The sequence below is a fragment of the Providencia sp. M-27 genome (genome assembly GCF_011077905.1).
Classification (GTDB): domain Bacteria; phylum Pseudomonadota; class Gammaproteobacteria; order Enterobacterales; family Enterobacteriaceae; genus Providencia; species Providencia huaxiensis.
This window is the reverse complement of the sequence record NZ_JAALBT010000004.1, coordinates 208,376-235,337: the sequence shown is the minus strand read 5'-3', so window position 1 is coordinate 235,337 and position 26,962 is coordinate 208,376. Positions and strand designations below refer to the sequence as shown.

Sequence of the window (26,962 nt, the reverse complement as noted above, 5' to 3'; positions counted from 1 at the left end):
TTAACCTCTATTATTTGTTCAAAATTTCCTGGTGAAGCTGAATAACCTGGTCACAAAACTCGGAGGAGTTAATATGATAAGGACTCAAAATAAGCTGTCTTTTCTCTGTTATGATTAGATTTTCGGTTAAAGCATCAATGAAGGCTTGGTCTGCGATAGGATCCCAAAATGGAGCACCGTCAATATCTAATGCCGAAAACCCTGCTGTTGGAATAATAAAGCGCACTTCACCGTGACAACGATTTAATTTTTCTGCAATCCAACGACCCATTTGTTGGTTTTCTTCTTTGGTCGTTCTCATTAAAGTGACTTGAGCATTGTGGTGATAAAACAAGCGATCTTGGTAGTGTTCGGGCACGCTGGAAGGACGGCCGAAATTCACCATATCCAAGGCTCCACAAGACATCACACAAGGGGTCTGAGTACGCTCAATAGCACCGAAACGGTCTTCATCACAAGCCAATACGCCACCAAATAAGTGGTCACACACTTCGGTGGTTGTAATGTCTAAAACTGAATGCAGTAATTGGCTATCAATCAGTTTTTCCATGGCTTTACCACCACTGCCTGTCGCATGGAAAACTAGACAGTCATATTGCGCCTCTAACTGTGTTGTAAGTTGTTGTACGCATGGGGTCGTTACCCCGAACATGGTGAGTGCAATTGCTGGTTTTAAGTCATGCGGTTGTTCTTCGTCATCAAACCAAACAGCTCCTGCGATTTGATTGGCTGCATTTTTTAATACTTTGCGAGAAATGATATTCAAACCTGATACATCAGTGACGGAATACATCATTGAAATATCACTCGCACCGATATAACCAGAAATGTCCCCTGAAGCCATAGTGGAAACCATTAATTTTGGAATACCCACAGGCAATACTTGCATGGCCGGTGTGATGAGAGCTGTTCCTCCTGACCCGCCTAAGCCAAGAATAGCGGCAACATCTGTTTGTGCGGCAAGATAAAGGCTGAAAGCATGTGCCATGGCTTCAATGGCTTTACCACGGTCACCGCAGAAAACGGCTTCAGTGCCGAGCGGATGAAAACTTGCAACGGTATGTGCGCTGATATCTGCGTTTTTTTCTAATTGCGTTGGCTGTGTTGTCAGGTCAACGGTACGTACCGCTAATCCGGCGTTTTTGATTAATTCACTGACATAAAATAGTTCAGCACTTTTAGTGTCAAGCGTCGTTACAACATAAATAAAACCCGGATGTTTTTTCATAGAACAACCCTTTCAGAGTAAAACGAGCGTTGAATTTTCCATCATAATGAGACCATGGTATCATTTGGTTTAGTTTTAAAATGAGACCGTAGTCTCATTTTTTGTTTTATTGTGAAAGACATTGGTTGCTAGTATTCATATCCTATTGATAAAATGTAATAAATACTTATTAATAATCTTGAATTACTTCGAATACATGTAGAAGATTAAAAGATTTAAATGTGATTGTTATGATTTTTGCTATTATCGTTGAAATCACCTCCATAGATAAATCTTTTCAAATTATCAATTAAGTATATTTACCTGTTTACACTTATGTGTTTTCATTAACGCTAACTGGCCTTATAGTAAGTGACAGTATTTTAAGGATAAATTAATGTCTAAAACTCACTCACTCTCAGAATACAAAGGGACACGAAAACGGACCTATGTATTATTGGTTACGACAGCTTTAGATTTATTTGAAAAAGGGGCGATGCCTTCTGTTTCTGAATTGGCAGTTGAGGCGGGAGTTTCTCGTGCGACAGCATATCGTTATTTTCCGACACAAGCCGATTTAATTACCGCAACGGTTAATGAAAGTTTAGGTCCTATTTTAACTTGGCGGCCACAAAGTGAGCAAACCGAAGAGCGTATTGGCGAGCTATTAACCTATGCTTTTCCACGTATGTTTGAACATGAAGGTGTTTTGCGCGCCGCGCTGCAAGTATCACTACAGCAATGGGCACAGGGGCGAGCTGCTCCACAAAATATTAAAGATAAGCCTCTAGAACGCGGAAATCGTAAAGAAATTCTTGCGATGGTGACATCGCCAATGAAATCAGAATATCCGCAAGAAATTATAGACAGAGTCATTCGAGCCTTTTCTGTTATTTATGGTTCTGAAATATTTTTAGTATTAAAAGATATTTGGAAAATGGATGATGCTCAAGTAACAGAATTAGCCCAATGGATGTCCAAAGCGATTATGAATCAAGCTCGCGCTGATAATATAAAATGAAGAAAACAGTTAAAGTAAAAATAGTTTTGTTACTATGCTATGTTAATTTGTGTTAGAGAGATTTTTTCAGACTAAGTTAAAATAACTAGATCAAAACCTAATAAATGAATAAATACTGGTAGATGTCACTAAGGGGATAAATAATTAAAAACTAAAACCATATTGCTTAAATAATGTGATATAAATTAGGGCTATAAAAAGACTTAATGGTTAATACCATATGATGAAATTATTAAAAATGATAGGTGGAATTTCCATCTGTGCTTTAATCGGTGGTGGGCTTACTTATCTTGGAATTCCCCTTGCATTGATGTTTGGCCCGATCATTGCGATTATCATTTTTCATCGTTTTGGTATTTCGTTCGCAATTCCTAAACATACCATTACCTTTGTTCAAGTCACACTGGGAACCTCTGTCGGCTTGATGTTCAATCAAGTATCTCTTAATGAAGCAGACAATTTATTTCTTTTACTATTAATGCTAGTTGTCTGTTTGGCCGTGCAATTTTCGTTCAGCTTTTTTTGGTTTTACCGAAAAGTCGGTTGGACAAAACAAGAGGCAATGCTAGGCTCTGTCCCCGGTGCGATGGCTGCAATTCTCGCATTAACTGACCATACCCATACACCACCCCAAAAAATTGTTATTTCCCATACAATTCGTTTAATTATTCTTATTTTATTAGCAGGTATTGTTGTTGGTAGTGATGGTGATCCGCAACCGATAATCGAATTTCCAGAACTCACATTAGTTTCAACGGGATGGCTACTGCTTATTATTGTTGTTGGTGTTATTTCAGGGATAATTTTACAGCGTTTAAGAGTCCCTGCGCCTTTTATGTTAACGTCATTAGCAGCGGCAACACTCATTCAAGGTTGGGTTGATATCCCATTGAATTTCCCACTGATGTTGACTGAACTCAGTATGGTATTGATCGGGATGAATATTGGTAACCATTTCATTGTTTTTCCACTTTCATCGTTGATTAAAAATATATATTCTTCAGCCCAAGTTGTGGTGGTAAATATCGTGCTGACTTTTCTTATCACGGTATTTGCATCTTGGATGACAGGCTATGATATTTCAGTATTATTGTTAGCTTGGGCGCCGGGGAGTATGGAAGCAATGACATTCGCAGCAATTACCATGAATTTAGATGCGGGCTTTGTGATGTCAAATCATATTATCAGAATGGTGATTATTCAAAGTATTCCATCGATAGCCCTGTTTTGGCAAGAACGAAGGCAAAAAAGGAATAATAATTTAGAGTAAAGAAAGAAAACATGCAGACTATATTTGGGCATGTTTTCTTGATGGGCTTTATCCTCCGCTTATTTTACGTAAGCAAAAAGGCCTAGCGAATCGCGAGCAAGGGACTGACATTTAAACTCGGTGGTAAGTGGTATTCCTTTTAGGTCACTATAACTTTCTTTGTTAAGAGCGGTCATTTTTTCCGCATTATAGTTACTAAGATCCCATTTGTTGCTTTTAGCAAAGTAAACGATAGCACGTTCAATTTCTCTATCAGGGATTTGTGAATACCCACAATCATATTTTAGATAAATAAAAACGGCCGTAAGATCAGCAAGATCTTCAGCTTCGTTGGTAGAAAGAGCTCTGGCAGAATTGGTTATCCCTAACAGAGTCATTAAGCATGACATCAATATAAATTTGCGCATTCGTTATTCTATCTGTTTTCTATGTCAAGTTACGTTAGCATAAGAATAGAATTGTTAGTCAACTATATTTTTCTTAAATCCATGTAATAAACCCACATTTATAGAGTGGCTTTATTGACCTTCCTGTAAGGGGAGGCTTTATCATACCTTCATTAAACCATGTTTTGCTTCGAAAGTGTAATTTGCCATAAATTACCCCTCTGATGATTATTAATTTGATAAATAAAAGGAAGGTTATCAATGCTACGTCGCGATTTTTTGAAATTAAGTGCTATCACATATGCTGCAAGTGCGCTGCCTATTTGGAGCCGCATCGCGGTCGCAGCGGGAAACTACCCTGAGCTGGCAATCCCTCCGCTAGTTGAGCCAGATGCACAAGGCAATATTCAGCTAGCTATCCAACAAGGTATTTCGCAGTTTATTCCAGGAAAGAAAACAACGACATGGGGTTATAACGGCAATTTATTGGGCCCTGCGATTAGCTTAAAGAATGGGCAAAGCGTTAATATCAATATTGTGAATCAATTGGCTGAAGATACAACCGTTCACTGGCATGGCTTAGAAATTTCAGGTGAACAAGATGGTGGGCCTCAAGCGATAATTCAGCCGGGAGCAAGCCGTAAAGTGAATTTTACGGTAAACCAAAGTGAAGCGACATGTTGGTTTCATCCACATACTCATGGAAAAACGGGTTATCAAGTCGCAATGGGCTTAGCTGGTCTTGTATTAATTAAAGATGAAGACAGCACAAAGCACGGCTTACCAAGTGATTGGGGCGTTGATGATATTCCTGTCATTTTGCAGGACAAACGCTTAAAAGATGATGGTCAAATTGACTACCAGCTTGATGTGATGAGCGCGGCAGTGGGGTGGTTCGGAGACATCATGTTGACGAACGGAGCTGTTTACCCTAAACATGTTGCCCCAAAAGGTTGGCTACGCTTAAGGTTATTAAATGGCTGCAATGCGAGAAGTTTAAACATTTCCACCAGTGATGGACGTAAAATGTATGTCGTTGCGAGTGATGGTGGTTTACTAGCCGAGCCAGTTTCCGTAACAGAATTACCTATCTTGATGGGAGAGCGCTTTGAAGTCTTAATTGATGCCTCCGATGGTCGCGCATTCGATTTGGTTACGCTACCCGTCGGGCAAATGGGCATGACGATCGCACCATTTGACCAGCCTTTGCCTGTATTGCGTATCGAAACAACGTTGACGAAGGGAGAAGGTGACTTACCATCAACACTTGCAGCAATGTCTGCTATTCCTTCTCTTGCTGGCTTAAACCGTCGTCGTTTCCACTTAATGATGGATATGCGTTTGGACATGCAAGGCATGATGATGTTACGTGAAAAATATGGTGACCAGGCCATGGGTAACATGGGCGGCCATGGTGCAATGATGGGCAATATGAACCACGGTAACATGAATGCAGGCAATATGAACCATGGAAATATGAACCATGGAAATATGAACCATGGAAATATGAACCATGGAAATATGAATGGCAAAATGGGAAGTGGCGGCCACTGTGGTTCAGGTTCTGATGGTTTAGATATTCATAACGCGAATACCATTAATGGACAGGTTTTTTCAATGACTCATCCTGCATTCAATGCTCCTATGAATCAACAAGAAATATGGGTCGTTTCAGGGCGTGGCGATATGATGTTGCACCCATTCCACGTTCATGGAACACGTTTTCGTATCCTAAAAGAAAATGGTCAAGCCGTAGAGCCTCATCGCCAAGGTTGGAAAGATATTGTTAAAGTGGAAGGGCAGGTGAGTGAAATTTTAGTCGAATTTAAACACCCTGCAACTCAACAACATCCTTATATGGCTCACTGCCATCTCTTAGAGCATGAAGATACCGGAATGATGTTGGGCTTCACTGTAAGTTAACAGCCACATTTATTTTCAGATAAAATGCAGTGTGAAATTTTAGCACTGCATTTTCCTTTATTAGTATATGCGTGCTGCCTATGTTAAAATTACGTGCTTTCCATTCCCATAGATGCGTAATAGACGATGAAACATACCCTTGAAGTAATGATCTCTGAAGAAGAGATTGCTCAACGAATCAGTGAATTAGCCGATAAAATTAGCGCTCATTATCAAACACTTGATGGTGAATTAGTCCTTGTTGGTTTGCTGAAAGGTTCATTTATTTTTATGGCTGATTTATGTCGTAAGATTGATGTTCCTCATGAAGTCGATTTTATGACCGTTTCAAGCTACGGCAATGCAATGACATCAAGCCGTGATGTTAAAATTGTCAAAGACTTGGACGAAGATATCCGTGATAAACACGTATTAATCGTTGAAGATATTATCGACTCTGGCAATACCTTAAATAAAGTTCGTGAAATTTTCGAATTACGCGGCCCTAAATCTGTTGCTATTTGTACATTGCTGGATAAACCTTCACGCCGAGAAGTACAGGTTCCTGTTGAATGGATTGGTTATTCGATTGAAGACAAATTTGTGGTGGGTTACGGTATTGACTACGCTCAGCAATATCGTCATCTGCCTTATATTGGGCACGTAACGTTATTAGAAGACTAGATCTTCTGAATAAAACGACCAAAAAAGGACAGCATTGCTGTCCTTTTTTGTTGTGCATAGAAGCTCTTATGTCTAAGAGCTTCGAATTAATAATTTAATTTATTTTTTTTGAGTTAATGTTGAAATAGCTTCACGGTAACATAACTCAAGTTTTTCTCGGCTGTCAGCAGTAATATGTAAGTCGTGTAACCGGCCATTATTAATCCCATATACCCAACCGTGGATCATCACTTTCTGGCCTCGTTTCCATGCAGATTGCATGATGGTTGAATGCCCTAAATTATAAACTTGCTCAACGACATTTAATTCGCATAAACGGTTAAGACGCTCGCAAGGTTTTAGCTCACCTAACATAGAGCTATGTCTGTACCAAATATCTCTTATGTGTAATAGCCAGTTATTAATTAAGCCAAGTTCGGTGTTATCAACCGCTGCTTCAATACCACCGCAGCCGTAGTGGCCACAAATAATGATGTGCTCAACTTGTAAGACATCAACGGCATATTGAATGACTGATAAACAGTTTAGGTCAGTGTGAATAACTAAGTTGGCAACATTACGGTGCACAAAAAGGTCGCCAGGTGCCGCGTTAATTAATTTTTCTGCAGGTACTCGGCTGTCAGAGCAGCCTATCCATAAGAATCTCGGCTTTTGCGCTTTTGATAATTCTTTGAAGAATTCGGGATCTTGTTCATTGACTGATGCTGACCATGCTTCATTGTTAGCAAACAGCTCTTCGATTTTTCTCATCATGACTTATAGCCTAGTTGTGTTACTTTGCGATAAAATCTTATACAACATTTATTGATTAATTAATAATTAGTTATACTAATTTCAACATCCTTATGATGAACCTGTCTTTTAGGCAAGACAACCCTAAATTCATAACATATTGAATTATATTGTATAAACTAATTATCTCTTTTCTGCATAACATAGTGCAGAAAAAAGTGGCATCATGATGATATATTGCCTTCAAATCGTCCTAAGAATAAAGGTTTTTTTTACATATGACATATGCACTTGAGTTATCGCAATTAACCAAAACCTACCCAGGTGGTGTAAAAGCCCTGAAAGGGATTGACCTGAGCGTTGAAGACGGTGACTTTTACGCATTGTTGGGGCCAAATGGCGCGGGTAAATCAACCACGATCGGGATCATTAGCTCGCTGGTGAATAAAACGAGCGGTTCTGTAAAAGTATTTGGTTATGATTTAGAAAAGCAAGTTGTGCAAGCAAAGCAGCAACTTGGATTAGTGCCTCAAGAGTTTAATTTCAACCCATTTGAAACGGTATTACAAATCGTTCTTAACCAAGCCGGTTATTATGGGGTCACGCGCTCTGTTGCTGTACAACGTGCAGAGCAGTACCTGACCCAGCTTGATTTATGGGAAAAGCGTGATGAGCGGGCTCGTAATTTGTCCGGTGGTATGAAACGCCGCTTAATGATAGCCCGTGCGTTGATGCACCAACCAAAGCTATTAATTTTGGATGAACCCACCGCGGGTGTTGATATTGAACTTCGCCGTTCAATGTGGACATTCTTAAAGAATCTTAACGCTCAGGGAACGACAATCATTTTAACCACTCACTATTTGGAAGAAGCTGAAATGTTATGCCGTAATATTGGTATTATTCAACACGGTGAATTAGTTGAAAATACAAGTATGAAGCAATTACTGAGTCAATTAGAATCAGAAACCTTTATTTTTGATTTAATGCCAAAAAGTCCGATCCCTCAATTATTAGGGTATGAATCACGTTTGATAGACACCTCAACACTTGAGGTAGATGTCAAAAGAGAGCAAGGTCTAAATAGTGTTTTTAGCCAATTCAGTGAGCAAGGTGTTCAGATTTTAAGTATGCGAAATAAAGCAAATCGGTTAGAAGAGTTATTTGTTAACTTAGTCAAAAGAGAAAGTAATGCAACCGAGAAGGAGATTGCAAGATGATCTCACTATATTGGGTCGCATTAAAAACCATTTGGATAAAAGAAGTCACGCGGTTCGGCCGTATTTGGATACAAACATTATTACCACCTGTGATCACCATGTCGCTCTATTTTGTGATTTTTGGTAACTTAATTGGTTCAAGAATTGGTGATATGGGCGGTGTGGATTATATGCAGTTTATCGTCCCCGGGCTGATCATGATGGCGGTGATCACTAATTCATATTCAAATGTTTGTTCTTCTTTCTTTGGCTCTAAATTTCAGAAAAATATTGAAGAATTACTCGTTGCCCCTGTTCCGACGCATATTATTATCGCAGGTTTTGTTGGTGGTGGTGTTGCTAGAGGGATTTTAGTCGGCTTTCTCGTCACATTGGTATCGTTATTTTTTATTCCATTGCAAGTCCATTCATGGGCAATGGTAGTCATAACGTTATTACTAACCGCAATTGTGTTTTCCCTTGCTGGTTTATTAAATGCCATCTTCGCTAAGACATTTGATGATATTAGTATTGTTCCTACCTTTGTATTAACACCATTAACGTATTTAGGCGGTGTGTTTTATTCGTTGTCACTGCTCCCCCCGTTTTGGCAAGCCGTCTCTAAACTGAACCCAATTGTGTATATGATCAGCGGCTTTCGTTATGGCTTTCTGGGAATAGCTGATGTTTCTATCGCGATTACATTAGGCGTCTTAATGATTTTTTTAGTCGTCTTTTATGCATTAACATGGTTCCTAATTGAGCAGGGTCGAGGCCTCAGAAGCTAAGTTTTAGGGATGAAATTGTGTTAAAAAAACGGCTTTTGATACTGAATGTAATCAAAAGCCGTTTTTTATTGAAATGTATATAAATGGTGTTATTAATCAATTTATTGGGTAAGCAAAGACCCAAATTATGCCACTTGGACTGGAACCGCTTTTGCTAGGCGACTCATTTTATTATTTTCATCAAAGTAAGCTACTTTTGGTTTATGTAAGCGAGCGTCTTCATCTTCTATTTGCACATAAGAGCAAATAATCAGTTTATCACCAACCGCAGCGCGGCGTGCAGCAGCACCATTAACCGAAATAATTTTTGAACCACGTTCGCCCGAAATTGCATAAGTTGAAAAACGTTCACCGTTATCAACGTTGTAAATATCAATGGCTTCGTATTCAATGATCCCAGCGGCATCCATGAAGTCCTGATCTATTGCACATGAGCCCTCGTAGTGTAGGTCTGCTTGTGTAACAGTGACTCGGTGGAGTTTGCCTTGTAACATTCTTCTTAACATTTTTTCTTCCTCATTTGGCTCACAGCGTTGTTGGTGGCGCTCACTCACCCTAGTCACATACTTATGTATGCTCCTAGGGACTCGTTTACTTACCGCCTAGCTGTGAACCAAATGAGTTTGAAAAAAATAAAAGCCATTCGGAACACAGCGTTGTTGGTGGCGCTCGCTCGCCCTAGTCACATACTTATGTATGCTCCTAGAGACTCGCTTACTTACCGCCTAGCTGTGAACCAAATGAGTTTGAAAAAATAAAAGCCATTCGGAACACAGACATTGAATTAACGCTATAAACACTGTAATTGCAGTGTGTTATTTCATTTTTATAATTGATTTATTTTTATGCAATATCGCGTTGCAGGTCAACTTGTAAATTGTCAATAAGACGCGTTTGACCTAACCATGCAGCCATTAAAATAACCGCACGTTTACTCGGCTCACCAAGTGGTAATAATGTATCTGCATCGCGAATAAATAGCTCATCAGGGGTAAAACCGGCTTCACGTAAGCTATTATTCATCTCTTCTATAATAACCTCAGATGCGTTAGGCTCAGCGACTAATTTTTCACCCGCTTGTTGCATAATTTGATACAGTTTAGGCGCTGTTTTTAGCTCTTCCGCTGACAAATTGTTGTTGCGTGAACTCAATGCTAAGCCATTTTTGGCTCTAACCGTTGGGACACTAACAATTTGAGTATCAAATGATAAGTCAGCGACTAATTTGCGAATTAATTGCAACTGTTGGTAATCTTTTTCACCAAACAAAGCAATATCGGGCTGTACTAAGTTGAACAGCTTAGTGATAACCGTTGCGACACCTCTAAAATGACCGGGACGGCTTGCGCCTTCTAACATCGTCGATAACTCGGGAACGTCAACAAAAGTCTGTTTTTCCATCCCTTCTGGATAGAATTCTTGCGGGGAAGGGGCAAAAACTAAATTGATATCACGACGCTTTAATTTTTCGCAATCTTCTTGCAAAGTCCGTGGGTAATTGGCTAAATCAGATTGCCTATCAAATTGCATTGGGTTTACGAATACACTGGCAATCACAATATCAGCTTGTTTTTTCGCTTGGTCAATGAGTGTTAAGTGACCATCGTGTAAATTACCCATCGTAGGGACAAGTGCAATACGTTTACCTTCTTGTTTCCAGCGGCGAATTTCACGGCGTAAGATAAGTGCCGTTTCAACGATAAGCATACGTGAGTTCCTTATAATTACTGGCATCAATTAAGAAAAAGAATGTGCTTCACTTGGGTAAATGCCATCTTCCACTTCTTGAATATACATACGAATAGCATCATGAAGGTTGCCTGCTTGAGCTAAAAAGTTTTTAGCAAATTTAGGCGCTCGTGCGGTAATACCCAGTGCATCATGCATAACAAGGATTTGTCCATCAGTTCCATTTCCTGCGCCAATACCAATCACCGGTAATAGCAACTCTTCAGAAACATGACTTGCTAAGGCAGTTGGAACACATTCGAGAACCAATAATTGGATACCTGCATTTTCTAGTGCAATCGCATCTTTGAGTAATTGATTTGCCGTGACCTCATCGCGTCCTTGGACTTTATAACCGCCAAGAACGTTGACGGCTTGTGGTGTTAAACCGAGATGACCACACACAGGAACAGAGCGTTCTCCTAGCATTCTTACGGTATCACATAACCAGCTGCCACCCTCAATTTTCACCATGTTTGCACCGGCTTGCATCAAAATTGCTGCATTAGCACAAGCTTGTTCTGGTGTGGCGTAACTCATAAATGGCATATCTGCAATAATGAAGGCGTTTGGTGCACCTTTGCGAACGCATCGGGTGTGGTAAGCAATTTGCTCGACAGTAACTGGTAAAGTAGATGATTCACCTTGGATCGTCATTCCCAGTGAGTCTCCAACGAGCATCACTTGAATACCTTGCTCATAAAATAATTGAGCAAAGCTTGCGTCATAGGCAGTCATAGTTGCAAATTTGTGTTTGTCTTTTTTAAACTGACATAAATCAGCCAGAGAAATTGGTTTCATTATAATAACCTCCGGAAATGATCTCCCTGCGACCATACCTCATAAGAGGTTGAACATTTTAGGCTGGAATATCCCAAAATGTTAGGCCATTTCGAGGGACTTGTGTGAGTCTTTCTGAAAGCTTTTCGCCATCAGGAAAAACAAGGGAAGGGGCGATTTCACTAAGCGGATACAACATAAACTCACGCTCTTTTAGCCCATAATGTGGAACAATTAACCGTTCAGTATTGATAATACGGTTACCAAAAAGCATGATATCGAGGTCAAGAGTTCGTGGACCCCAACGTTCCTCTTTGCGAACACGACCAAGCTCAAGCTCGATTTTTTGTGTGTGGTTGAGGAGTATTTCTGGCTCAAGACTTGTTTCGAGTAGTACAGCCAGATTCAGAAAATCTGGCTGGTTTTGTGGACCTAGTGGTTTAGTTCGGTACACAGAAGAGGTAGAAACAACACGGCTATTGGGAATCGCATCTAATGCTGCAATAGCTTGTTGTGCCTGTAATAGCGGCTCACCAAGGTTACTTCCTACAGCAATATAGACTTGTTCCATTGTATTCTCTCTATCAATTATGACTTATTCGACCGGCGTGCACCTGTTCCACCTTGTGATGAACGTGGGCGATGGCGACGGCGAGTGGGTGCGTTGCCTAATTCCGAAATCATTTCACGCTGTTTGGTATTATTCGCTTGTTGAAAATCAGCCCACCATAATGCTAACTCTTGTAGCTCGTTGCGGTGCTCAACATTGGCCCTTAACTCTAATAAATCAAACGCGGCACGGAATTTCGGGTGCTCCATTAATTTATTGGCACGACGACCTTGGCGACGAGGTAAACGTAATTGCAACAACCAAATATCACGTATCGTGGTTGTAATGCGTTTTGGGATCGCAATCGAACGGCACTGTTCATCTAAAATATCATTCATCGCAAGGGCAAATGCATCGTAATAGGCTAGCCCGCCTTCTTGAGAGAGCTTTTCAGCATGCTCTGTAACTGGGTACCATAACATAGCCGCAAATAAAAAAGCAGGGTTAACACGCTTATCATTTTTTAATCGGAAGTCAGTATTTTTAAGGACTTGCTCAATGATTTTTTCCATTGGCGAATCACTGTTATCCGTAAAGCGGCTTGCGACAACAGGGAAAAGCTGCTCAAACAAACCATATTTTTTGAGCATTTTATAGGTATCGTAACCTTGGCCTGCTTGTAGTAATTTGAGTGACTCTTCAAATAACCGAGCAGATGGAATTTCTCTCAATAAATGAGCAAGTTGGTAAATTGGCTCTGCAGTTTTTGGTTCGATGCTCATATTTAATTTGCAGGCGAAACGTACCGCTCTTAGCATTCTGACTGGGTCTTCACGATAGCGTGTTTCTGGGTCACCAATTAGACGAATAACGCCAGCTTTGAGGTCAGTTAAGCCATTAACGTAGTCACGTAATGTGAAGTCTTCAATATTGTAATATAGGCTGTTAACGGTGAAGTCCCGACGGATCGCATCTTCCTCAATGGAACCAAAGATGTTATCGCGTAACAACATGCCATTTTGTGCTTGTGCAGATAAGTTTTTGTCATCTGATGCACTTTGGTCATGGTGGCCACGGAAAGTTGCAACTTCAATAATTTCGGGGCCAAACATAATGTGTGCTAGGCGGAAACGGCGACCAACTAGACGGCAATTACGAAATAATTTGCGGATCTGTTCTGGTGTTGCGTTTGTCGTAATATCGAAGTCTTTAGGTTTTTGGCCTAAAAGCAAATCACGCACACCCCCACCCACTAAATAGGCTTCAAAGCCACTTTTATTTAAGCGATACAGCACTTTTAACGCATTATCACTGATATCACTGCGTGAAATAGGGTGTTCGGAACGCGGGATAACAGTAATGTTTTCTTCGTTTACGGTTGTCATTGTAGGGCGCTTCTCAGGTGTTGAATCGGCACGTTGAGATTGACGAACCGTTTTTCTAATAGGGGTTGTTTTATGGGGTTGAACGGTGTTCTGCTCCTTAGATGCGGTTTGCGCATGAGCAGAATGAGTGACTGGCCTTTTACCGGCTGCCTGACTATCTCGCGAAGGATCACGATGTTTTACTACATCTTCAGGAGATGCATCTGTATTGCGAGATAAAATATTACGGCAGAAATTTGCTACTCGGTTAAAAATAGTACACCTCGATGTCATTACCAATATTCATTAAACAAAATAAGCGGCTAATCATAGCTCACAGAAGTTTCTTTGAGAATGGTTAAACGAATAAAAGTCGTCTCTAATTATAAACGTTACCAATAAAATTTACGCAAAATAATAGCGCAAAAAGCTTTCTTGCTATAGGTGTATAGGGTTAGAAGCCTTATTTTAAGCGTTTTTTTGTTATTAGATTATCGTTCAAATTCACACTATGGGGTTAAAAGATAGTATAAGCTATTTCCGTAAAAAATTACGCGAAAGTAAATATTTATCTTATTTAAAGGAACATGATAGGACGTTATCGCCAGCCAATTGGCAAAAAGATGCGAGAAGGATAGATTTTACGTGATAGCTAACGCAAGGAATAGGCTCTGAGCGGAACATAACAGAATGTGGAGTTCCCTTGTAACGGCGCAGTAATATGCGCCGTTCAGGACTCCATACAGACACTAGCCAGCCATTTGCTTTTCGCGAATTTCAGCTAATGTTTTACAGTCGATACATAAATCAGCGGTAGGACGGGCTTCCAAACGACGGATACCAATTTCTACACCACATGATTCACAATAGCCAAAGTCGTCATCTTCAACTTTTTTCAGCGTTTTTTCGATTTTCTTAATCAGTTTACGTTCACGGTCCCGGTTACGTAATTCAAGGCTGAATTCTTCTTCCTGAGCGGCTCTATCAACGGGGTCTGGAAAGTTAGCTGCCTCATCTTGCATATGAGTAACAGTCCGGTCCACTTCATCTCTGAGTTGATTGCGCCATGCTTCGAGAATGAGCTTAAAATGCGCCAACTGGGCCTCGTTCATATACTCTTCGCCAGCTTTTTCATGATAGGGTTCAACCCCAGCAATGGCGAGAATGCTTAAGGACGATGTCTTACGTTTTTGCCCTTCTTGCATAATGCTTCTCCTACACACGCAAATTTTACAAAAACCCCAAGGGGGAAAAATTAAGGTCGCTATAAATAGCAGAAGACTGCTCTCTTGGCAATCGTTCCTGCAATGAGTTTTGTAATGCTGTGAGGGCGAGCGTGTTTATTCCCTTTTTAGCGCCCAGAACTCTGCGGCCTCGTATAAAAATCGGTTAAAAAAACTTTATTTAATAGAGTTAAAGTGAATCTGCTTACTTAACACCATTTGTTGAACAGTTATATCAGCTTGATAACAAAGCACTTCAACACCACTTTGTCTCGCTTCCTCCAATAATAGCGCATAATGCTTATCAATATGTGCCGCTGCAGATGCTACGTGAATACCTGTGTGTAAAGCAACAAACAATAGTATGGCTCTTTTTCCTTCTTTCGCAATATACATTAGTTCTCTTAAATGTTTTTGGCCCCTAAGTGTCACCGCGTCAGGAAAAAAACCTTGATTATTTTCGAGTAAAGTTACTGATTTTACTTCGATAAAGCAATCGGGTAATCCATTTTGCGTGAGATAGAAATCGATTCGGCTATTTTCTGTGCCATATTTGACTTCAGGTTTTATTACGCTGTATTCGGATAATTCTGGAATGTGTTTTTCGGTTAAGGCTTGCGCAACTAATTGGTTCGCACGAAGGGTATTAATGCAAATAAAATGACCATTTGCTGTTTGGGTTAACTCCCAGCTATACGGGTATTTGCGTTTTTTATTATCGGACGTTGAATACCAGATGGTATCACCCGGGGTTGCACAACCTGTCATAGCGCCCGTATTCGCACAGTGAATTGTTATTTCTTCACCGCTCGGTAAAGTCACATCAGCCAAAAAGCGCTTGTACCGCTTAATTAAAGTGGCAGGTTGTAAGGCGGGTTCAAATTCCATGGGATCTCCGCTAGGGTATCGGTAATATGCTTACTGGCAAAAGAGGCTAATGCTACAATGTCTGACAGCAAAAGTTAAATATATGGAGTGATAGCCCCAGTGTTACCGATATTCGAAGTTTGTGAGGACATACTTACCGCGTTAATGGCTTCACCTCAAGTATTGCTTCATGCACCTACAGGTGCGGGTAAATCAACCGTTTTGCCGCTAGAAATATTAAAGAGTGGAGTTATTAATGGACGGGTTATCATGTTGGAGCCTCGTCGCTTAGCAGCACGTTCAGTGGCGGCTCGTCTTGCACAGCAACTTGGCGAAGAAGTCGGTCATACCATTGGTTTACGTATGCGCTCTGAAACTAAAGTTAGCCGCCACACTCGTCTTGAAGTGGTGACCGAAGGCGTACTGACCCGCTTACTGCAAAATGATCCCATGCTTGAAGGGGTTGGTTTAGTCATTCTAGATGAGTTTCATGAACGAAATTTACAGGCAGACCTCGGCCTAGCCTTGTTAATTGATTCACAACAAGCCTTACGTGAGGATTTACGTATTCTGTTGATGTCAGCGACACTAGATAATCAAGGGCTGTCCCAGCTGTTTCCTGATGCTCCGGTTATCACTTCTCAAGGGCGTACATTTCCCGTCATACGTGAGTATCATCCAATTAACCCAAATAAACTCTTTCATAAAGAAGTCGCATTGGCGGCTTGGCAATTATTACAGCAAGAGCATGGGTCTTTACTATTATTTCTTCCAGGTATGGGGGAAATCGAGAAAGTAAGAGCAGAACTCGCTTCGATGGTAAGTGAGGACATACTTTTATGTCCTTTATACGGAGCATTAACCCTACAAGCCCAGCAACAGGCGATACAGCTGGCACCAGAAGGAATGCGGAAGGTCGTATTAGCCACTAATATTGCGGAAACCAGTTTAACGATTGAAGGCATCCGCCTTGTGATGGACAGTGGTTTTGAACGTGTGGGTCAATTCAACCCAAGAACAGGGCTGACAAAGCTAATTAAACAGCGAATCAGCCAAGCATCGATGGCGCAGCGAGCTGGTCGAGCTGGCCGTTTAGAAACGGGTGTTTGTTGGCACTTATTGAGTGAAGAGCAGGCTGAGCGTGCGGCACAATTTAGCGAGGCCGAAATTGCGCAAAGTGACCTGAGCAGCTTATGGTTATCTTTATTACAGTGGGGGTGCCACGATGCAGCCCAGCTGAATTGGCTGACTTTACCCCCGAAGCCTGCAATATCTGCGGCAAAAAATTTACTGGGTAAATTAGGTGCTATTGATGCAGCTGGTAAGTTAACGCCTTTTGGGCTGCAGATGGCGGAGTTAGGTAGTTCAGTACGAACAGCGGCAATGTTATGCAAAGCACAACAAAGCCAAAATCAGCATGTTATTCAATTAGCTGCACTACTGGTGGCGATTATCGAAGAACCTCCTCGTCAACAAGATGCGGATCTTCGCTATTGCATAGAAAGGCCAACAGAGGGGTGGTGTAAGAGAGCATCAGCACTTTGCGAACAAAAAGTGCCGAGTACCATTGGTCAGCGAGATGCGCTCATTAGTGAGTGGTTACCAACGTTGCTGGCTACAGGGTTTCCCGACTACATAGCGAAATCTCGAGATAACCAACAACGTTACCAATTAGCGAGTGGCTTAGGGGCGACGTTGGGTGAGTCAGATAGACTAATGGGGACTCCGTGGTTAATAGTGGTGTCTTTATGGCAACCTGAAAATACAGCGGATGCGCGTATTTCTTTGGCTTACCCTGTAGAGATTGACAGGTTACAAGCAGATTGCCCATCACTGTTTAACAAGCAAGAAACGGTCGAATGGGATGAACAAAAAGGGACATTATTAGCTTGGAAGCGCTTGCAATGCGGTCAATTAGTGGTGAAATCAGAACGTTTAAGCAACCCAGATAAGACTGAGGTTCGCCAAGCGTTGGTGTATTGGTTGAAGCAAAATGGCTTACAGCAGCTAAATTGGCAGGAAGATGCATTACAATTATGTGTCCGTTGTACGTTAGCTAAGCAGTATTTTCCCGATGTTGACTTGCCAGATTTTGATGATACAGCTCTATTGGATTCGCTGGGTGAATGGCTTGAACCCTATCTTGATGGCATAACAAATAAGCAAAAACTACAGCAAATTGATTTAGCTTCTTTATTAATCAATCGATTGGATTGGCAGCAACAGCAGTGGTTAGAAAGTATGTTTCCGAAAACTTATCGAGCGCCATCTTTACATGATGTAAGTATTTACTACGCGTTAGATAAGCCACCAGTGGTAGCGATTCGTATGCAAGAGATGTACGGGGAAAAAACGAACCCGACAATAGCACAAGGAAAAATAGCAGTAACGATATCTCTACTGTCTCCTGCCATGCGGCCGTTGCAGATCACGCAAGACCTTGGTGCGTTTTGGCAAGGCAGCTATAAAGAGATACAAAAAGAGATGAAAGGGCGTTATCCAAAACATTTATGGCCGGATGACCCCGCAAATACTGCGCCAACAAGGCAAACAAAAAAAGCGATGATGGGTGCGAAATAGCCTATTTTTATGCTCTAATAGCGAGTTTCCTTATTCAGCCAATTGATAGGCTAAACTGAGTAAGGAAATGTAATTAAGAGCTTTCTTTGGTGAAATCTCTGAGGTTATGGGCCAAAATTAACCACTAAACTGGCATAACGAGTGAGTTATTAAGATATTTTGTAAGGTGATATGGAGAGACCATGTCAGGTAAAGATTTTGAACCAATCGGCAGACGTAACAAAAAAACTGCTGGGAAAAAACAATCTTCATCCCGCCGTCGTAGAGACCGCGATGACTATGATGATGAAGATTTATTCGAACATGATGATATTGATGAACAATATCTCGATGATGAAGATGAAGAAGAAGAGCAAATGGCTAAAAAAGGCTCAAGAAATAACAAGCCTCGAAAGGTAAAAAGTAAATGGCGTTGGTTTTGGCTGCTCGTCAAACTGATGATCGTGTTTGCTGTTCTACTCGCGGCATATGGTTTTTATTTAAATCAACAAATTAAAGAACGCCTTGATGGTAAGGTGTGGGATTTACCCGCAGCCGTATACGGCCGAATGGTTAACCTCGAGCCAGGTATGGACTACAGCCAGGCAGAAATAGTTCGCCTACTTGAAGGCATGCAGTACCGTAAAGTGAGTAAGATAACAACGTCAGGCGAATTTGTGGTGCGCGGTAATAGCATCGAAATCTTACGCCGGCCGTTTAATTTCCCTGATCAAAAAGAGGGGCAAATACTTGCTCGAATGGTGTTTGAAAATAATGCCTTGAGCAAAATTGAAAATATGGAGAACGGTCGCTCATTTGGCTTTTTCCGTTTAGACCCGAAACTGATCACGATGATGCAGTCGGCGAATAATGAGCAACGGTTAGTTTTACCGATATCTGACTTCCCCGAATCTCTAGTTAAAATCTTACTAGAAACCGAAGATCGCAACTTTTATGAGCATGATGGCGTCAGTTTGTACTCTATTGGCCGTGCTGTTGTTGCTAACTTAAGTGCAGGACGCTCCGTTCAAGGGGGAAGTACATTAACCCAACAGTTAGTCAAAAACTTATTTTTAACTAATGAACGCACATTAAAGCGTAAAGCTAATGAAGCGTATATGGCGATTTTACTGGACTACAACTACAGTAAAGAACGTATTTTAGAGCTGTATTTAAACGAAGTCTTTTTAGGTCAAAATGGTAATGACGAAATTCGTGGTTTCCCATTAGCAAGTTTGTATTACTTTGGTCGACCAATCAATGAGTTAAGTTTTGACCAACAGGCTTTATTAGTGGGGATGGTGCAGGGGGCATCAACATATAACCCTTGGACTAAGCCACAAAATGCGATTAAACGCCGTAATATCGTGCTGAAAATCTTGGAAACACGTGGCGTGATTGACCAAGAAATGTATCAGGTACTCAGCGCAAGGCCTCTTGGGGTGAAAAACAAAGAAGGGCTGGTGGCTTCTCAACCTGCCTTTATGCAAATGGTTCGTTTAGAACTCAATGAGAAATTGGGCGATAAAGTTAAAGAACTCTCGGGCGCGAAAATTTTTACTACCCTAGACCCAGTTGCTCAAACTGCGGCTGAAAATGCAGTTGAAAATGGTGTCGCTGATTTACGTAAATCTCGTAAATTGGATGATATCGAAGGGGCAATCGTGGTGGTTGATCGCATTAATGGCGAAGTTCGCGCGATGGTTGGCGGTTCTCAACCGCAGTTTTCAGGTTTTAACCGCGCGTTAAATGCACGACGTAGTATTGGTTCCCTAGCAAAACCACCTGTCTACCTCGCGGCATTAAGTGAACCAGACCGCTACCGTTTAAACACATGGCTAAAAGACGAGCCACTAACAGTGAAGGTTGGGAATCAAAACTGGAGCCCAAGAAACTACAGCCGCAATTTCAACGGCCGGATGATGTTAGTAGACGCTTTGGCTAAATCACAGAATATCCCAACGGTAAATCTAGGTTTAGAAGTTGGCTTAGACCAAGTGTTTAACACCTTTGTACGCTTAGGGGCTCCTGCAGCGGCTATGGAAAAAGTTCCCGCTATGTTCTTAGGTGCGGTTAACTTAACACCAGCGGAAGTTGCCCAAGTATTCCAAACCATTGGCGGTAATGGTAATCGTGCGAAATTGTCGGCATTACGTTCAGTCATTGACGGAGATGGTAAAGAGATTTACCAAAGTTACCCATCTGCTGAGCGAGCAGTACCTTCTCAAGCGGCATACCTCACATTGTATGGTATGCAACAAGTGGTTAAACAAGGTACGGGCAGAGTCTTGTTGTCTAAATATGCGAAGTATAATTTAGCCGGTAAAACAGGGACAACTAACGACCTACGTGATAGCTGGTATGCAGGGATTGACGGCAAAGAGGTCGCAATTGTGTGGGTTGGCCGTGACAATAATGGCCCAACACAATTAACAGGAGCAACAGGCGCACTGAAAGTGTACCAACGCTACTTAGATAACCAAGCGCCATTAGCCCTTATCAACCGCGCACCAGAGGGCATTGTTGATATGCAAGTCACAGCTGATGGCCAATTAAGTTGCTCAAACTTTGGCGGCGGTAGAATGTTGCCGATTTGGACGGATAACCCAGAAGGGTTATGCCAAGCGTCTGAAAGTGAAGCTCCAGTTTGGGATCTAAATGGCAATAATGGCGAGCAGCAAGGTGATGCGCCGGATTGGGTTAAGGATATGTTTGGCAATAACCCCTAAATTCTCGTCATATTTCAAGTTGTGACTGTGTTGGCTTCATTCGTCAACCCTAGTCACATACTTGTGTATGCTCCTAGGGATTTCCTCATTTGCCGCCTTGCCACAACTCGAACTATTTAGAGAATTAATTAGTTGGTGAGTTGCTTATTTGAAAGGCTAATTATTTGAGTGCTAATTAGTTAGGGCGTTGTGGTGTAAGGCTCTTCTCGTCATATTTCAAGTTGTGACTGTGTTGGCTTCATTCGTCAACCCTAGTCACATACTTGTGTATGTTCCTAGAGATTTCCTTATTTGCCTCTTACGACAACTCGAACTATTTAGAGAATTAGCTGGTGAATTAATTATTTTAAAGGCTAGTTAGGGAACTGTGGTGTCGAACCTAGAGTTATCTATTCTTAGCTATAAAAAAATAGAGGTGAAATTGGATAAATTTCACCTCTATAACATCAATGTGAATTAATTCTTTTTAATTTTCATCAATGCAGTTTCTGCGGCTTTGATCGTTTTCTCAATGTCTTCATCGCTGTGTGCGATAGACATAAAACCTGCTTCAAATGCAGAAGGCGCGAGGTAAATACCTTGCTCTAACATGTAATGGAAAAATTTCTTAAAGCGCTCAACGTCGCATTTCATCACATCTTGGTAGCAAGTTACGGTTGGGGCGTCGGTGAAGAAAATACCAAACATGCCACCGACGTGATTGATAACCATCGGGATACCTTGCTCTGCGGAAACACGTTTTAAACCACGAGCTAACTTTTCTGTTAATTCATTTAAACGTGAGTGAACACCCGGTTGAGAGACTTCTTTTAAGCAAGCAAGACCTGCAGCCATCGCGACAGGGTTACCAGATAAGGTCCCTGCTTGGTAAACAGGCCCAATTGGTGCTAGTTTTTCCATAATTTCAAGGCGGCCACCGAAGGCACCAACAGGCATACCACCACCGATGATTTTACCTAAACAGGTTAAATCAGGCTGAACGTCATAGTAATCTTGTGCTCCACCTAATGCGACACGAAAACCTGTCATAACTTCATCAATGATGAGTACGGCATTGAATTCATCACATAATGCACGTAAACCGGGTAAAAATTCAGCTGTTGGTGGTACGCAATTCATATTTCCAGCAACGGGTTCAACAATCACGCATGCAATATCTTCTGGGTAATTTTCAAATGCTTTGCGAACTGAAGCTAGGTCATTATAGGTACAAGTTAATGTGTGTTTTACAAAATCTTCAGGTACACCCGGGGAGTTAGGTTCACCCATAGTAAGTGCGCCAGAGCCCGCTTTGACTAATAAGCAGTCTGCATGGCCGTGGTAACAACCTTCAAATTTGATGATTTTGTCACGGCCAGTGTAACCGCGCGCCAGACGAATTGCGCTCATGGTGGCTTCAGTACCTGAATTCACCATACGTACCATATCCATAGAGGGTACTAATTCACAAACTAATTCAGCCATTTCAACTTCGGCGGCAGTCGGTGCACCAAAACTTAACCCTTTATGAACAGCTTTGATCACGGCATCGCGGATCTCAGGATGGTTATGGCCTAATACCATCGGTCCCCATGAGCCAACGTAATCCACATAGGCTTTACCATCAACGTCATAAATATAAGCGCCATCCGCTTTTTCAATAAATAATGGGGTTCCACCAACACCATTAAAAGCACGAACAGGGGAGTTTACACCCCCAGGAATTTGTTCTTTTGCTTGTGCGTAAAGTTTTTCAGATTGTGACATCGCAGGGCTCCAGAAAGAGGCTAAGAAAAAAATTGCTCTCATTCTAAAGCACCACACCAATTAAACCAAATGTTGAAACGAAGATATGCACAATGTGTCTAATTGCGTAACAGCACTTGAACGATTTAGTCAAGTGACGGATAATTAGGTTAATTGATCTGAGTAGGCTTTTGCCTACACATGAATTTACCGGTCACCGGTTTGGAGTAAAAAATGAGTGATGATGCAGCTCTGCCATTGCAATTTACTGATGCGGCAGCAATTAAAGTTAAAGATTTAGTCTCTGATGAGGACAACCCAAATCTGCGTCTGCGTGTTTATATCACTGGTGGCGGATGCAGCGGTTTCCAATATGGTTTCACCTTCGATGACCAAATCAACGAAGGCGATATGACCATTGAAAAGCAAGGTGTTGCTCTGGTTGTAGATCCAATGAGCCTACAGTATTTGGTAGGTGGAAGTGTTGATTATACTGAAGGCTTGGAAGGTTCGCGTTTTATTGTCACTAACCCGAATGCTAAGTCTACTTGTGGGTGCGGTTCGTCCTTTAGCGTCTAATTTTCGTCATATTTCAAGTTGTGACTGTGTTGGCTTCATTCGTCAACCCTAGTCACATACTTGTGTATGCTCCTAGGAATTTCCTCATTCACCGCCTTGTCACACCTCGAACTATTTAGAAAAATCTTTTCTCCATATATAGCTTCTAAACTTATTAATTTTTACTTTTTGATTTAAGACGTTATTTTTCAGTTTGGTAGTGTGTTTAGTTGGTCGCATAGCTGCTCGGTGGCATTGATGATACGGGGGCCTGCACGGTGAAACCAATCTTCATTTAATCGGATAATTGGGACATTCATCTGAGAGTGCCAAAATTCTTTCACTACTTTTTCCTGTTCTGGCGAGCCTGTCATGATAATTACATCTGGTTTGCGAGTGAGTACCTGCTCACGGCTGACTTGTGGCCATTGAACTGCACTATTTACAAAAACATTTTCACCACCACAAAACTCTACGATATTATTTTGCAGCGTGTGGTTACCCGCGCTAAATAAAGGCTGAGTACCGAGTTGAATGAACACTTTTTTGGGTTTGTTATTAGAAATTTTTTTATTTTGATAAGGGGCAAGCTTAGCGCGCATTTTTTCCACATTTTGCTGTGCTAACGCTGGGTTTGGGCTGTATTGCGCTAATTCAATAACTGAATTGATGACATCATCAATGGTTTGAGGATCGAAATAAATAATTGGAATGCCAAAACCCGCAAGTTGATCAAGGGGACGCTGGGGGTTGCCTCCTCGCCATGCGAGGATTAAATCAGGTTTAAGCGCGATAATACGTTCTACATTTAAACCTTGCCAATCAGAGACTTGTTCTAATTTTTTTGCTTGTTCTGGGTAATCGGAGTAAGCACTGACCGCAATTAAGCTATCCCCAAGCCCTGCAGCATAAGCTAGTTCAGTATTGGCTGGTGATAAACTAATAATACGCTGCTTTGCTGCTCCTAGGGCAGAAAAAGCCACTAATAAAGCACATAATAAGGTAACAGTAAGAGAAAAATAATGCGTTATTCGTTTCATAACAAAACTCATCGTAGAATTAATTAAAAGGCATAACTAACAAATGGTTATACCTTTTATGAAAATCATTAAGCGAGTTTAGCTAAAATGGCTGTGATCATCAGTGAGGATTGACGAGCAGCGACAGGTAAGAACTCATCGAAGCTCGTATGGGATTCCTTATCTGCCACATCCGAAATAGCACGAACGACGACAAACGGGGTGCCAAATTGGTGACATACTTGGCCAATCGCGGTAGCTTCCATTTCTACTGCCGCAACTTGCGGGAACATAGCTTTAATGCGTGCCAGTGGCTCAGCACCATTAATAAAAGCATCACCGCTACAGACTAAACCACGAACAGCATTCATATCCAATAACTTAATGCACTGCTCAGCAACTTCAATCAGTTTAGTATCAGCAACGAAAGCGGGTGGGCACTGTGCCATTTGGCCAGGTTCATAACCGAATGCTGTCACATCAGCATCATGATAACGAACTTCCGTAGAAACCACGATATCGCCAACATTTAAACGAGGGTCTAAACCACCTGCGGAACCCGTGTTAATCACGACATCTGGTTGGCAATGCTCTAATAACAGTGTTGTACCGATTGCGGCTGCGACTTTACCAATACCTGATTTTAATAAGGCGACGTCAACGCCATTAATTTGACCTGTGTAAATTTCACAGCCAGCGCGGCTAATGGTTTGGCAATTTTCTATTTGTGAGCGCAAAATCGCCACTTCCTGTTCCATGGCGCCAATTATTCCAACTTTCATTTTGTCTCCTTTTCCCTGCTCAATTTGCACTATTAATGTCAATATAGTGTCAATATTTTGACTAGGGACGATAATGTTTTATTGTGTTATTGCTGTATTTTTCGAGCAGGTTCGCAATTTTAATTGCAACAACTCGGATTTAGACAACGAAATTACAAAGGTGCACGAAGTGTAACATTGAAAGGTGAGCCGTGAAGTATTTTTCCTGTATTTAGGCTATATAATGAAACATCAATCGAGATAGGGAAGGTGGCAGAGTGGGTGAGATTAATTTTGTTAAAAAGCTAAACTTTCAGCGTAACTATATGAGTAGTGCGAAAAACCAAAAAATTTCACCTAAAGATGAAGATGCGGTTAATCGCTTATTTGAAAGTGACCGTGGGCGGATCATTAATTCGGCTGCCATTCGCCGCTTACAACAAAAAACACAAGTTTTTCCCTTAGAGCAAAACGCAGCAGTGCGGAGTCGCTTAACTCACTCACTAGAAGTCCAGCAAGTTGGCCGCTACATCAGTAAAACGGTTTTAGGTGAATTAAAAAAGAAAAAATTGCTCGAGCCCTATGGGTTAGATGAACGTTGTGATGCTTTTGAAAGCTTAGTCGAAATGGCGTGTTTAATGCATGATATCGGAAATCCTCCATTTGGACATTTTGGTGAGGCCGCAATTCAGCGATGGTTTACCAAATTATTGTCGCCAAGTTACCTGTTTACACCGAATTCCCCTGACCCATGCAAAATACCTGCATTACAGTTAACTGGGAATGAAAAACAAGATTTATTCCGCCGCCAATTAAAGCAGGATTTATGCTCATTTGAAGGTAATGCGCAAGGGCTGCGTATGGCGCATCGCTTACTTAAATTAAACTTAACCTATGCGCAAGTTGGTTCTATCTTAAAATATACGCGTGGTGCTTATGATTTGGAGCCAATTCCACCTGAGTTTGATTATTTGATGAAAAAGCCAGGCTATTATTGGTCTGAGGTGGACTTTGTTAGTGAGTTAACCAAAAAGCTCGATATGGAGAAATATTGTCGTTTTCCGCTGTCCTATATTATGGAAGCGGCTGATGATATTTCATATTGTATTGCTGACTTGGATGATGCCGCGGAAAAAGGCATTTTTACTGTTGAACAGCTGATTGAATATTTGAAAGCAGAGTGGGGAGATATTGTACAAAATGATTTGTTCGATCAAACCATTATGCGAGCTTTCAATAATATCAGTGACAACCACACAAGGCGTATTCAGCAAGATCAGTTCTTTATGTATTTGCGCGTGAATATCACAGGGAAATTGTCTCATTACAGCGCACAACAATTCATTAAAAATCTGCCCGAAATTTATAATGGCACTTTTAACAGTGCGTTGCTAGAAGATAAAAGTCCAGAACATAGGTTATTGAAAGTACTGAAAACAGTGGCTTTTAAACATGTATTTAACCACCATGAAGTTGAAGAGTTAGAGTTACAAGGCTACCGAATTATCAGTGGGTTATTAGATTTTTATAGCCCATTATTGATGATGGATAGACAGGATTTCGCTGATCTTGTTGAAAAAAATTATCACAAGCACTTTTTCATTGAAACGAGGTTATTTCATAAATTATCTAATAAGCACCGCTTATCTTACACGGAAGCACTTGAGAAAATCTCCGCAACGAATGAATCAGATAAATCTATTCTAGAGTTTTATTATCGAGCTCGTTTGATTCAAGACTATATTAGTGGCATGACCGACCACTATGCTTATGAAGAATATCGTAAATTTATGGTTAGTAACTAATATACTACTTGAATGGAATGATAAAAATAGAAAAGTAGTCAATCAAATGATAGGAAAATAGGTATAATGGTACCGTTCGTTTTTCTTAATTAATTAGCGAAAAAA

At 41.1% G+C, this 26,962-nt stretch carries 23 protein-coding genes; 10 read left to right on the top strand and 13 right to left on the bottom strand.

Annotation, left to right across the window (positions count from 1 at the left end; genetic code table 11):
• Positions 1 to 10: 10 nt before the first annotated feature.
• Positions 11 to 1,228 (bottom strand): Tm-1-like ATP-binding domain-containing protein, encoded by a 1,218-nt coding sequence (locus tag G6Q48_RS08395; RefSeq protein WP_166265740.1) that lies wholly within the window; start codon positions 1,226 to 1,228, stop codon positions 11 to 13.
• 376 nt (positions 1,229 to 1,604) lie between these two features.
• Between G6Q48_RS08395 and G6Q48_RS08390 the strand changes: the two genes are divergently transcribed.
• Together G6Q48_RS08390 and G6Q48_RS08385 are read left to right on the top strand one after the other, a co-directional pair.
• Complete coding sequence (locus tag G6Q48_RS08390) at positions 1,605 to 2,228, top strand: TetR/AcrR family transcriptional regulator (RefSeq protein ID WP_102139428.1); 624 nt, start codon at positions 1,605 to 1,607, stop codon at positions 2,226 to 2,228.
• A gap of 220 nt (positions 2,229 to 2,448) precedes the next feature.
• Entirely contained in the window at positions 2,449 to 3,498 is a 1,050-nt protein-coding gene (locus G6Q48_RS08385) for an AbrB family transcriptional regulator (RefSeq protein ID WP_102139427.1), read from the top strand.
• Positions 3,499 to 3,557: 59 nt separating this feature from the next.
• Here G6Q48_RS08385 and G6Q48_RS08380 read toward each other — a convergent pair whose 3' ends face one another.
• Positions 3,558 to 3,905 carry a YacC family pilotin-like protein gene (locus tag G6Q48_RS08380; protein WP_102139426.1) on the bottom strand — a complete coding sequence of 116 codons (348 nt, stop codon included), beginning with the start codon at positions 3,903 to 3,905 and terminating at the stop codon, positions 3,558 to 3,560.
• 240 nt (positions 3,906 to 4,145) lie between these two features.
• Between G6Q48_RS08380 and cueO the strand changes: the two genes are divergently transcribed.
• Positions 4,146 to 5,807, top strand: coding sequence for a multicopper oxidase CueO (cueO, locus tag G6Q48_RS08375; protein ID WP_166265737.1), 1,662 nt, complete (start codon positions 4,146 to 4,148; stop codon positions 5,805 to 5,807).
• 126 nt (positions 5,808 to 5,933) lie between these two features.
• Complete coding sequence (gene hpt / locus G6Q48_RS08370; protein WP_102139424.1) at positions 5,934 to 6,470, top strand: hypoxanthine phosphoribosyltransferase; 537 nt, start codon at positions 5,934 to 5,936, stop codon at positions 6,468 to 6,470.
• A gap of 99 nt (positions 6,471 to 6,569) precedes the next feature.
• On the opposite strand, the gene can is transcribed toward hpt, so the two are convergent.
• Complete coding sequence (gene can, locus G6Q48_RS08365; RefSeq protein WP_102139423.1) at positions 6,570 to 7,223, bottom strand: carbonate dehydratase; 654 nt, start codon at positions 7,221 to 7,223, stop codon at positions 6,570 to 6,572.
• A 257-nt stretch (positions 7,224 to 7,480) separates the two neighbouring features.
• On the opposite strand from can, the gene G6Q48_RS08360 reads away from it, so the two are divergent.
• On the top strand, positions 7,481 to 8,422 hold the full coding sequence (locus tag G6Q48_RS08360) for an ABC transporter ATP-binding protein (protein WP_004913716.1): 942 nt from the start codon (positions 7,481 to 7,483) through the stop codon (positions 8,420 to 8,422).
• Positions 8,419 to 9,189: an ABC transporter permease gene (locus G6Q48_RS08355; protein WP_004913713.1), complete on the top strand. Its 771-nt coding sequence runs from the start codon at positions 8,419 to 8,421 to the stop codon at positions 9,187 to 9,189. The genes G6Q48_RS08360 and G6Q48_RS08355 overlap by 4 nt, the downstream gene beginning before the upstream one ends.
• Positions 9,190 to 9,314: 125 nt before the next feature.
• On the opposite strand, the gene panD is transcribed toward G6Q48_RS08355, so the two are convergent.
• The 7 genes from panD to sfsA all read right to left on the bottom strand — a co-directional run bounded on the left by panD (position 9,315) and on the right by sfsA (position 15,722).
• Positions 9,315 to 9,695, bottom strand: coding sequence for an aspartate 1-decarboxylase (gene panD, locus G6Q48_RS08350; protein WP_102139422.1), 381 nt, complete (start codon positions 9,693 to 9,695; stop codon positions 9,315 to 9,317).
• 337 nt (positions 9,696 to 10,032) lie between these two features.
• Positions 10,033 to 10,896, bottom strand: a complete 864-nt coding sequence (gene panC / locus G6Q48_RS08345) for a pantoate--beta-alanine ligase (protein WP_102139421.1) — start codon at positions 10,894 to 10,896, stop codon at positions 10,033 to 10,035.
• 30 nt (positions 10,897 to 10,926) lie between these two features.
• Positions 10,927 to 11,718: a 3-methyl-2-oxobutanoate hydroxymethyltransferase gene (panB, locus tag G6Q48_RS08340; protein WP_102139420.1), complete on the bottom strand. Its 792-nt coding sequence runs from the start codon at positions 11,716 to 11,718 to the stop codon at positions 10,927 to 10,929.
• A gap of 58 nt (positions 11,719 to 11,776) precedes the next feature.
• Positions 11,777 to 12,268: a 2-amino-4-hydroxy-6-hydroxymethyldihydropteridine diphosphokinase gene (gene folK, locus G6Q48_RS08335; RefSeq protein WP_102139419.1), complete on the bottom strand. Its 492-nt coding sequence runs from the start codon at positions 12,266 to 12,268 to the stop codon at positions 11,777 to 11,779.
• Positions 12,269 to 12,285: 17 nt separating this feature from the next.
• A complete protein-coding gene (gene pcnB / locus G6Q48_RS08330) occupies positions 12,286 to 13,632 on the bottom strand; it encodes a polynucleotide adenylyltransferase PcnB (RefSeq protein ID WP_207393023.1) in 1,347 nt (448 codons plus the stop codon).
• 728 nt (positions 13,633 to 14,360) lie between these two features.
• Positions 14,361 to 14,816 carry an RNA polymerase-binding protein DksA gene (gene dksA, locus G6Q48_RS08325; protein WP_004260494.1) on the bottom strand — a complete coding sequence of 152 codons (456 nt, stop codon included), beginning with the start codon at positions 14,814 to 14,816 and terminating at the stop codon, positions 14,361 to 14,363.
• 195 nt (positions 14,817 to 15,011) lie between these two features.
• On the bottom strand, positions 15,012 to 15,722 hold the full coding sequence (gene sfsA, locus G6Q48_RS08320; protein WP_166265731.1) for a DNA/RNA nuclease SfsA: 711 nt from the start codon (positions 15,720 to 15,722) through the stop codon (positions 15,012 to 15,014).
• A gap of 99 nt (positions 15,723 to 15,821) precedes the next feature.
• Here sfsA and hrpB point away from each other — a divergent pair, with 99 nt between their 5' ends.
• Both hrpB and mrcB read left to right on the top strand, forming a co-directional pair.
• Entirely contained in the window at positions 15,822 to 18,281 is a 2,460-nt protein-coding gene (gene hrpB, locus G6Q48_RS08315; RefSeq protein ID WP_166265728.1) for an ATP-dependent helicase HrpB, read from the top strand.
• A gap of 182 nt (positions 18,282 to 18,463) precedes the next feature.
• Positions 18,464 to 20,989 carry a bifunctional glycosyl transferase/transpeptidase gene (mrcB, locus tag G6Q48_RS08310; RefSeq protein WP_166265725.1) on the top strand — a complete coding sequence of 842 codons (2,526 nt, stop codon included), beginning with the start codon at positions 18,464 to 18,466 and terminating at the stop codon, positions 20,987 to 20,989.
• Between the two features lie 456 nt (positions 20,990 to 21,445).
• On the opposite strand, the gene hemL is transcribed toward mrcB, so the two are convergent.
• Positions 21,446 to 22,735: a glutamate-1-semialdehyde 2,1-aminomutase gene (gene hemL / locus G6Q48_RS08305; protein WP_102139445.1), complete on the bottom strand. Its 1,290-nt coding sequence runs from the start codon at positions 22,733 to 22,735 to the stop codon at positions 21,446 to 21,448.
• A 213-nt stretch (positions 22,736 to 22,948) separates the two neighbouring features.
• Between hemL and erpA the strand changes: the two genes are divergently transcribed.
• Positions 22,949 to 23,293, top strand: a complete 345-nt coding sequence (gene erpA, locus G6Q48_RS08300; RefSeq protein ID WP_004260480.1) for an iron-sulfur cluster insertion protein ErpA — start codon at positions 22,949 to 22,951, stop codon at positions 23,291 to 23,293.
• A gap of 188 nt (positions 23,294 to 23,481) precedes the next feature.
• Here erpA and btuF read toward each other — a convergent pair whose 3' ends face one another.
• Positions 23,482 to 24,312, bottom strand: a complete 831-nt coding sequence (gene btuF / locus G6Q48_RS08295) for a vitamin B12 ABC transporter substrate-binding protein BtuF (protein WP_229597477.1) — start codon at positions 24,310 to 24,312, stop codon at positions 23,482 to 23,484.
• Positions 24,313 to 24,380: 68 nt separating this feature from the next.
• Positions 24,381 to 25,073, bottom strand: coding sequence for a 5'-methylthioadenosine/S-adenosylhomocysteine nucleosidase (mtnN, locus tag G6Q48_RS08290; protein WP_102139413.1), 693 nt, complete (start codon positions 25,071 to 25,073; stop codon positions 24,381 to 24,383).
• A 257-nt stretch (positions 25,074 to 25,330) separates the two neighbouring features.
• Between mtnN and dgt the strand changes: the two genes are divergently transcribed.
• Positions 25,331 to 26,857 (top strand): dGTPase, encoded by a 1,527-nt coding sequence (gene dgt, locus G6Q48_RS08285; RefSeq protein ID WP_166265719.1) that lies wholly within the window; start codon positions 25,331 to 25,333, stop codon positions 26,855 to 26,857.
• Positions 26,858 to 26,962 lie beyond the last annotated feature (105 nt).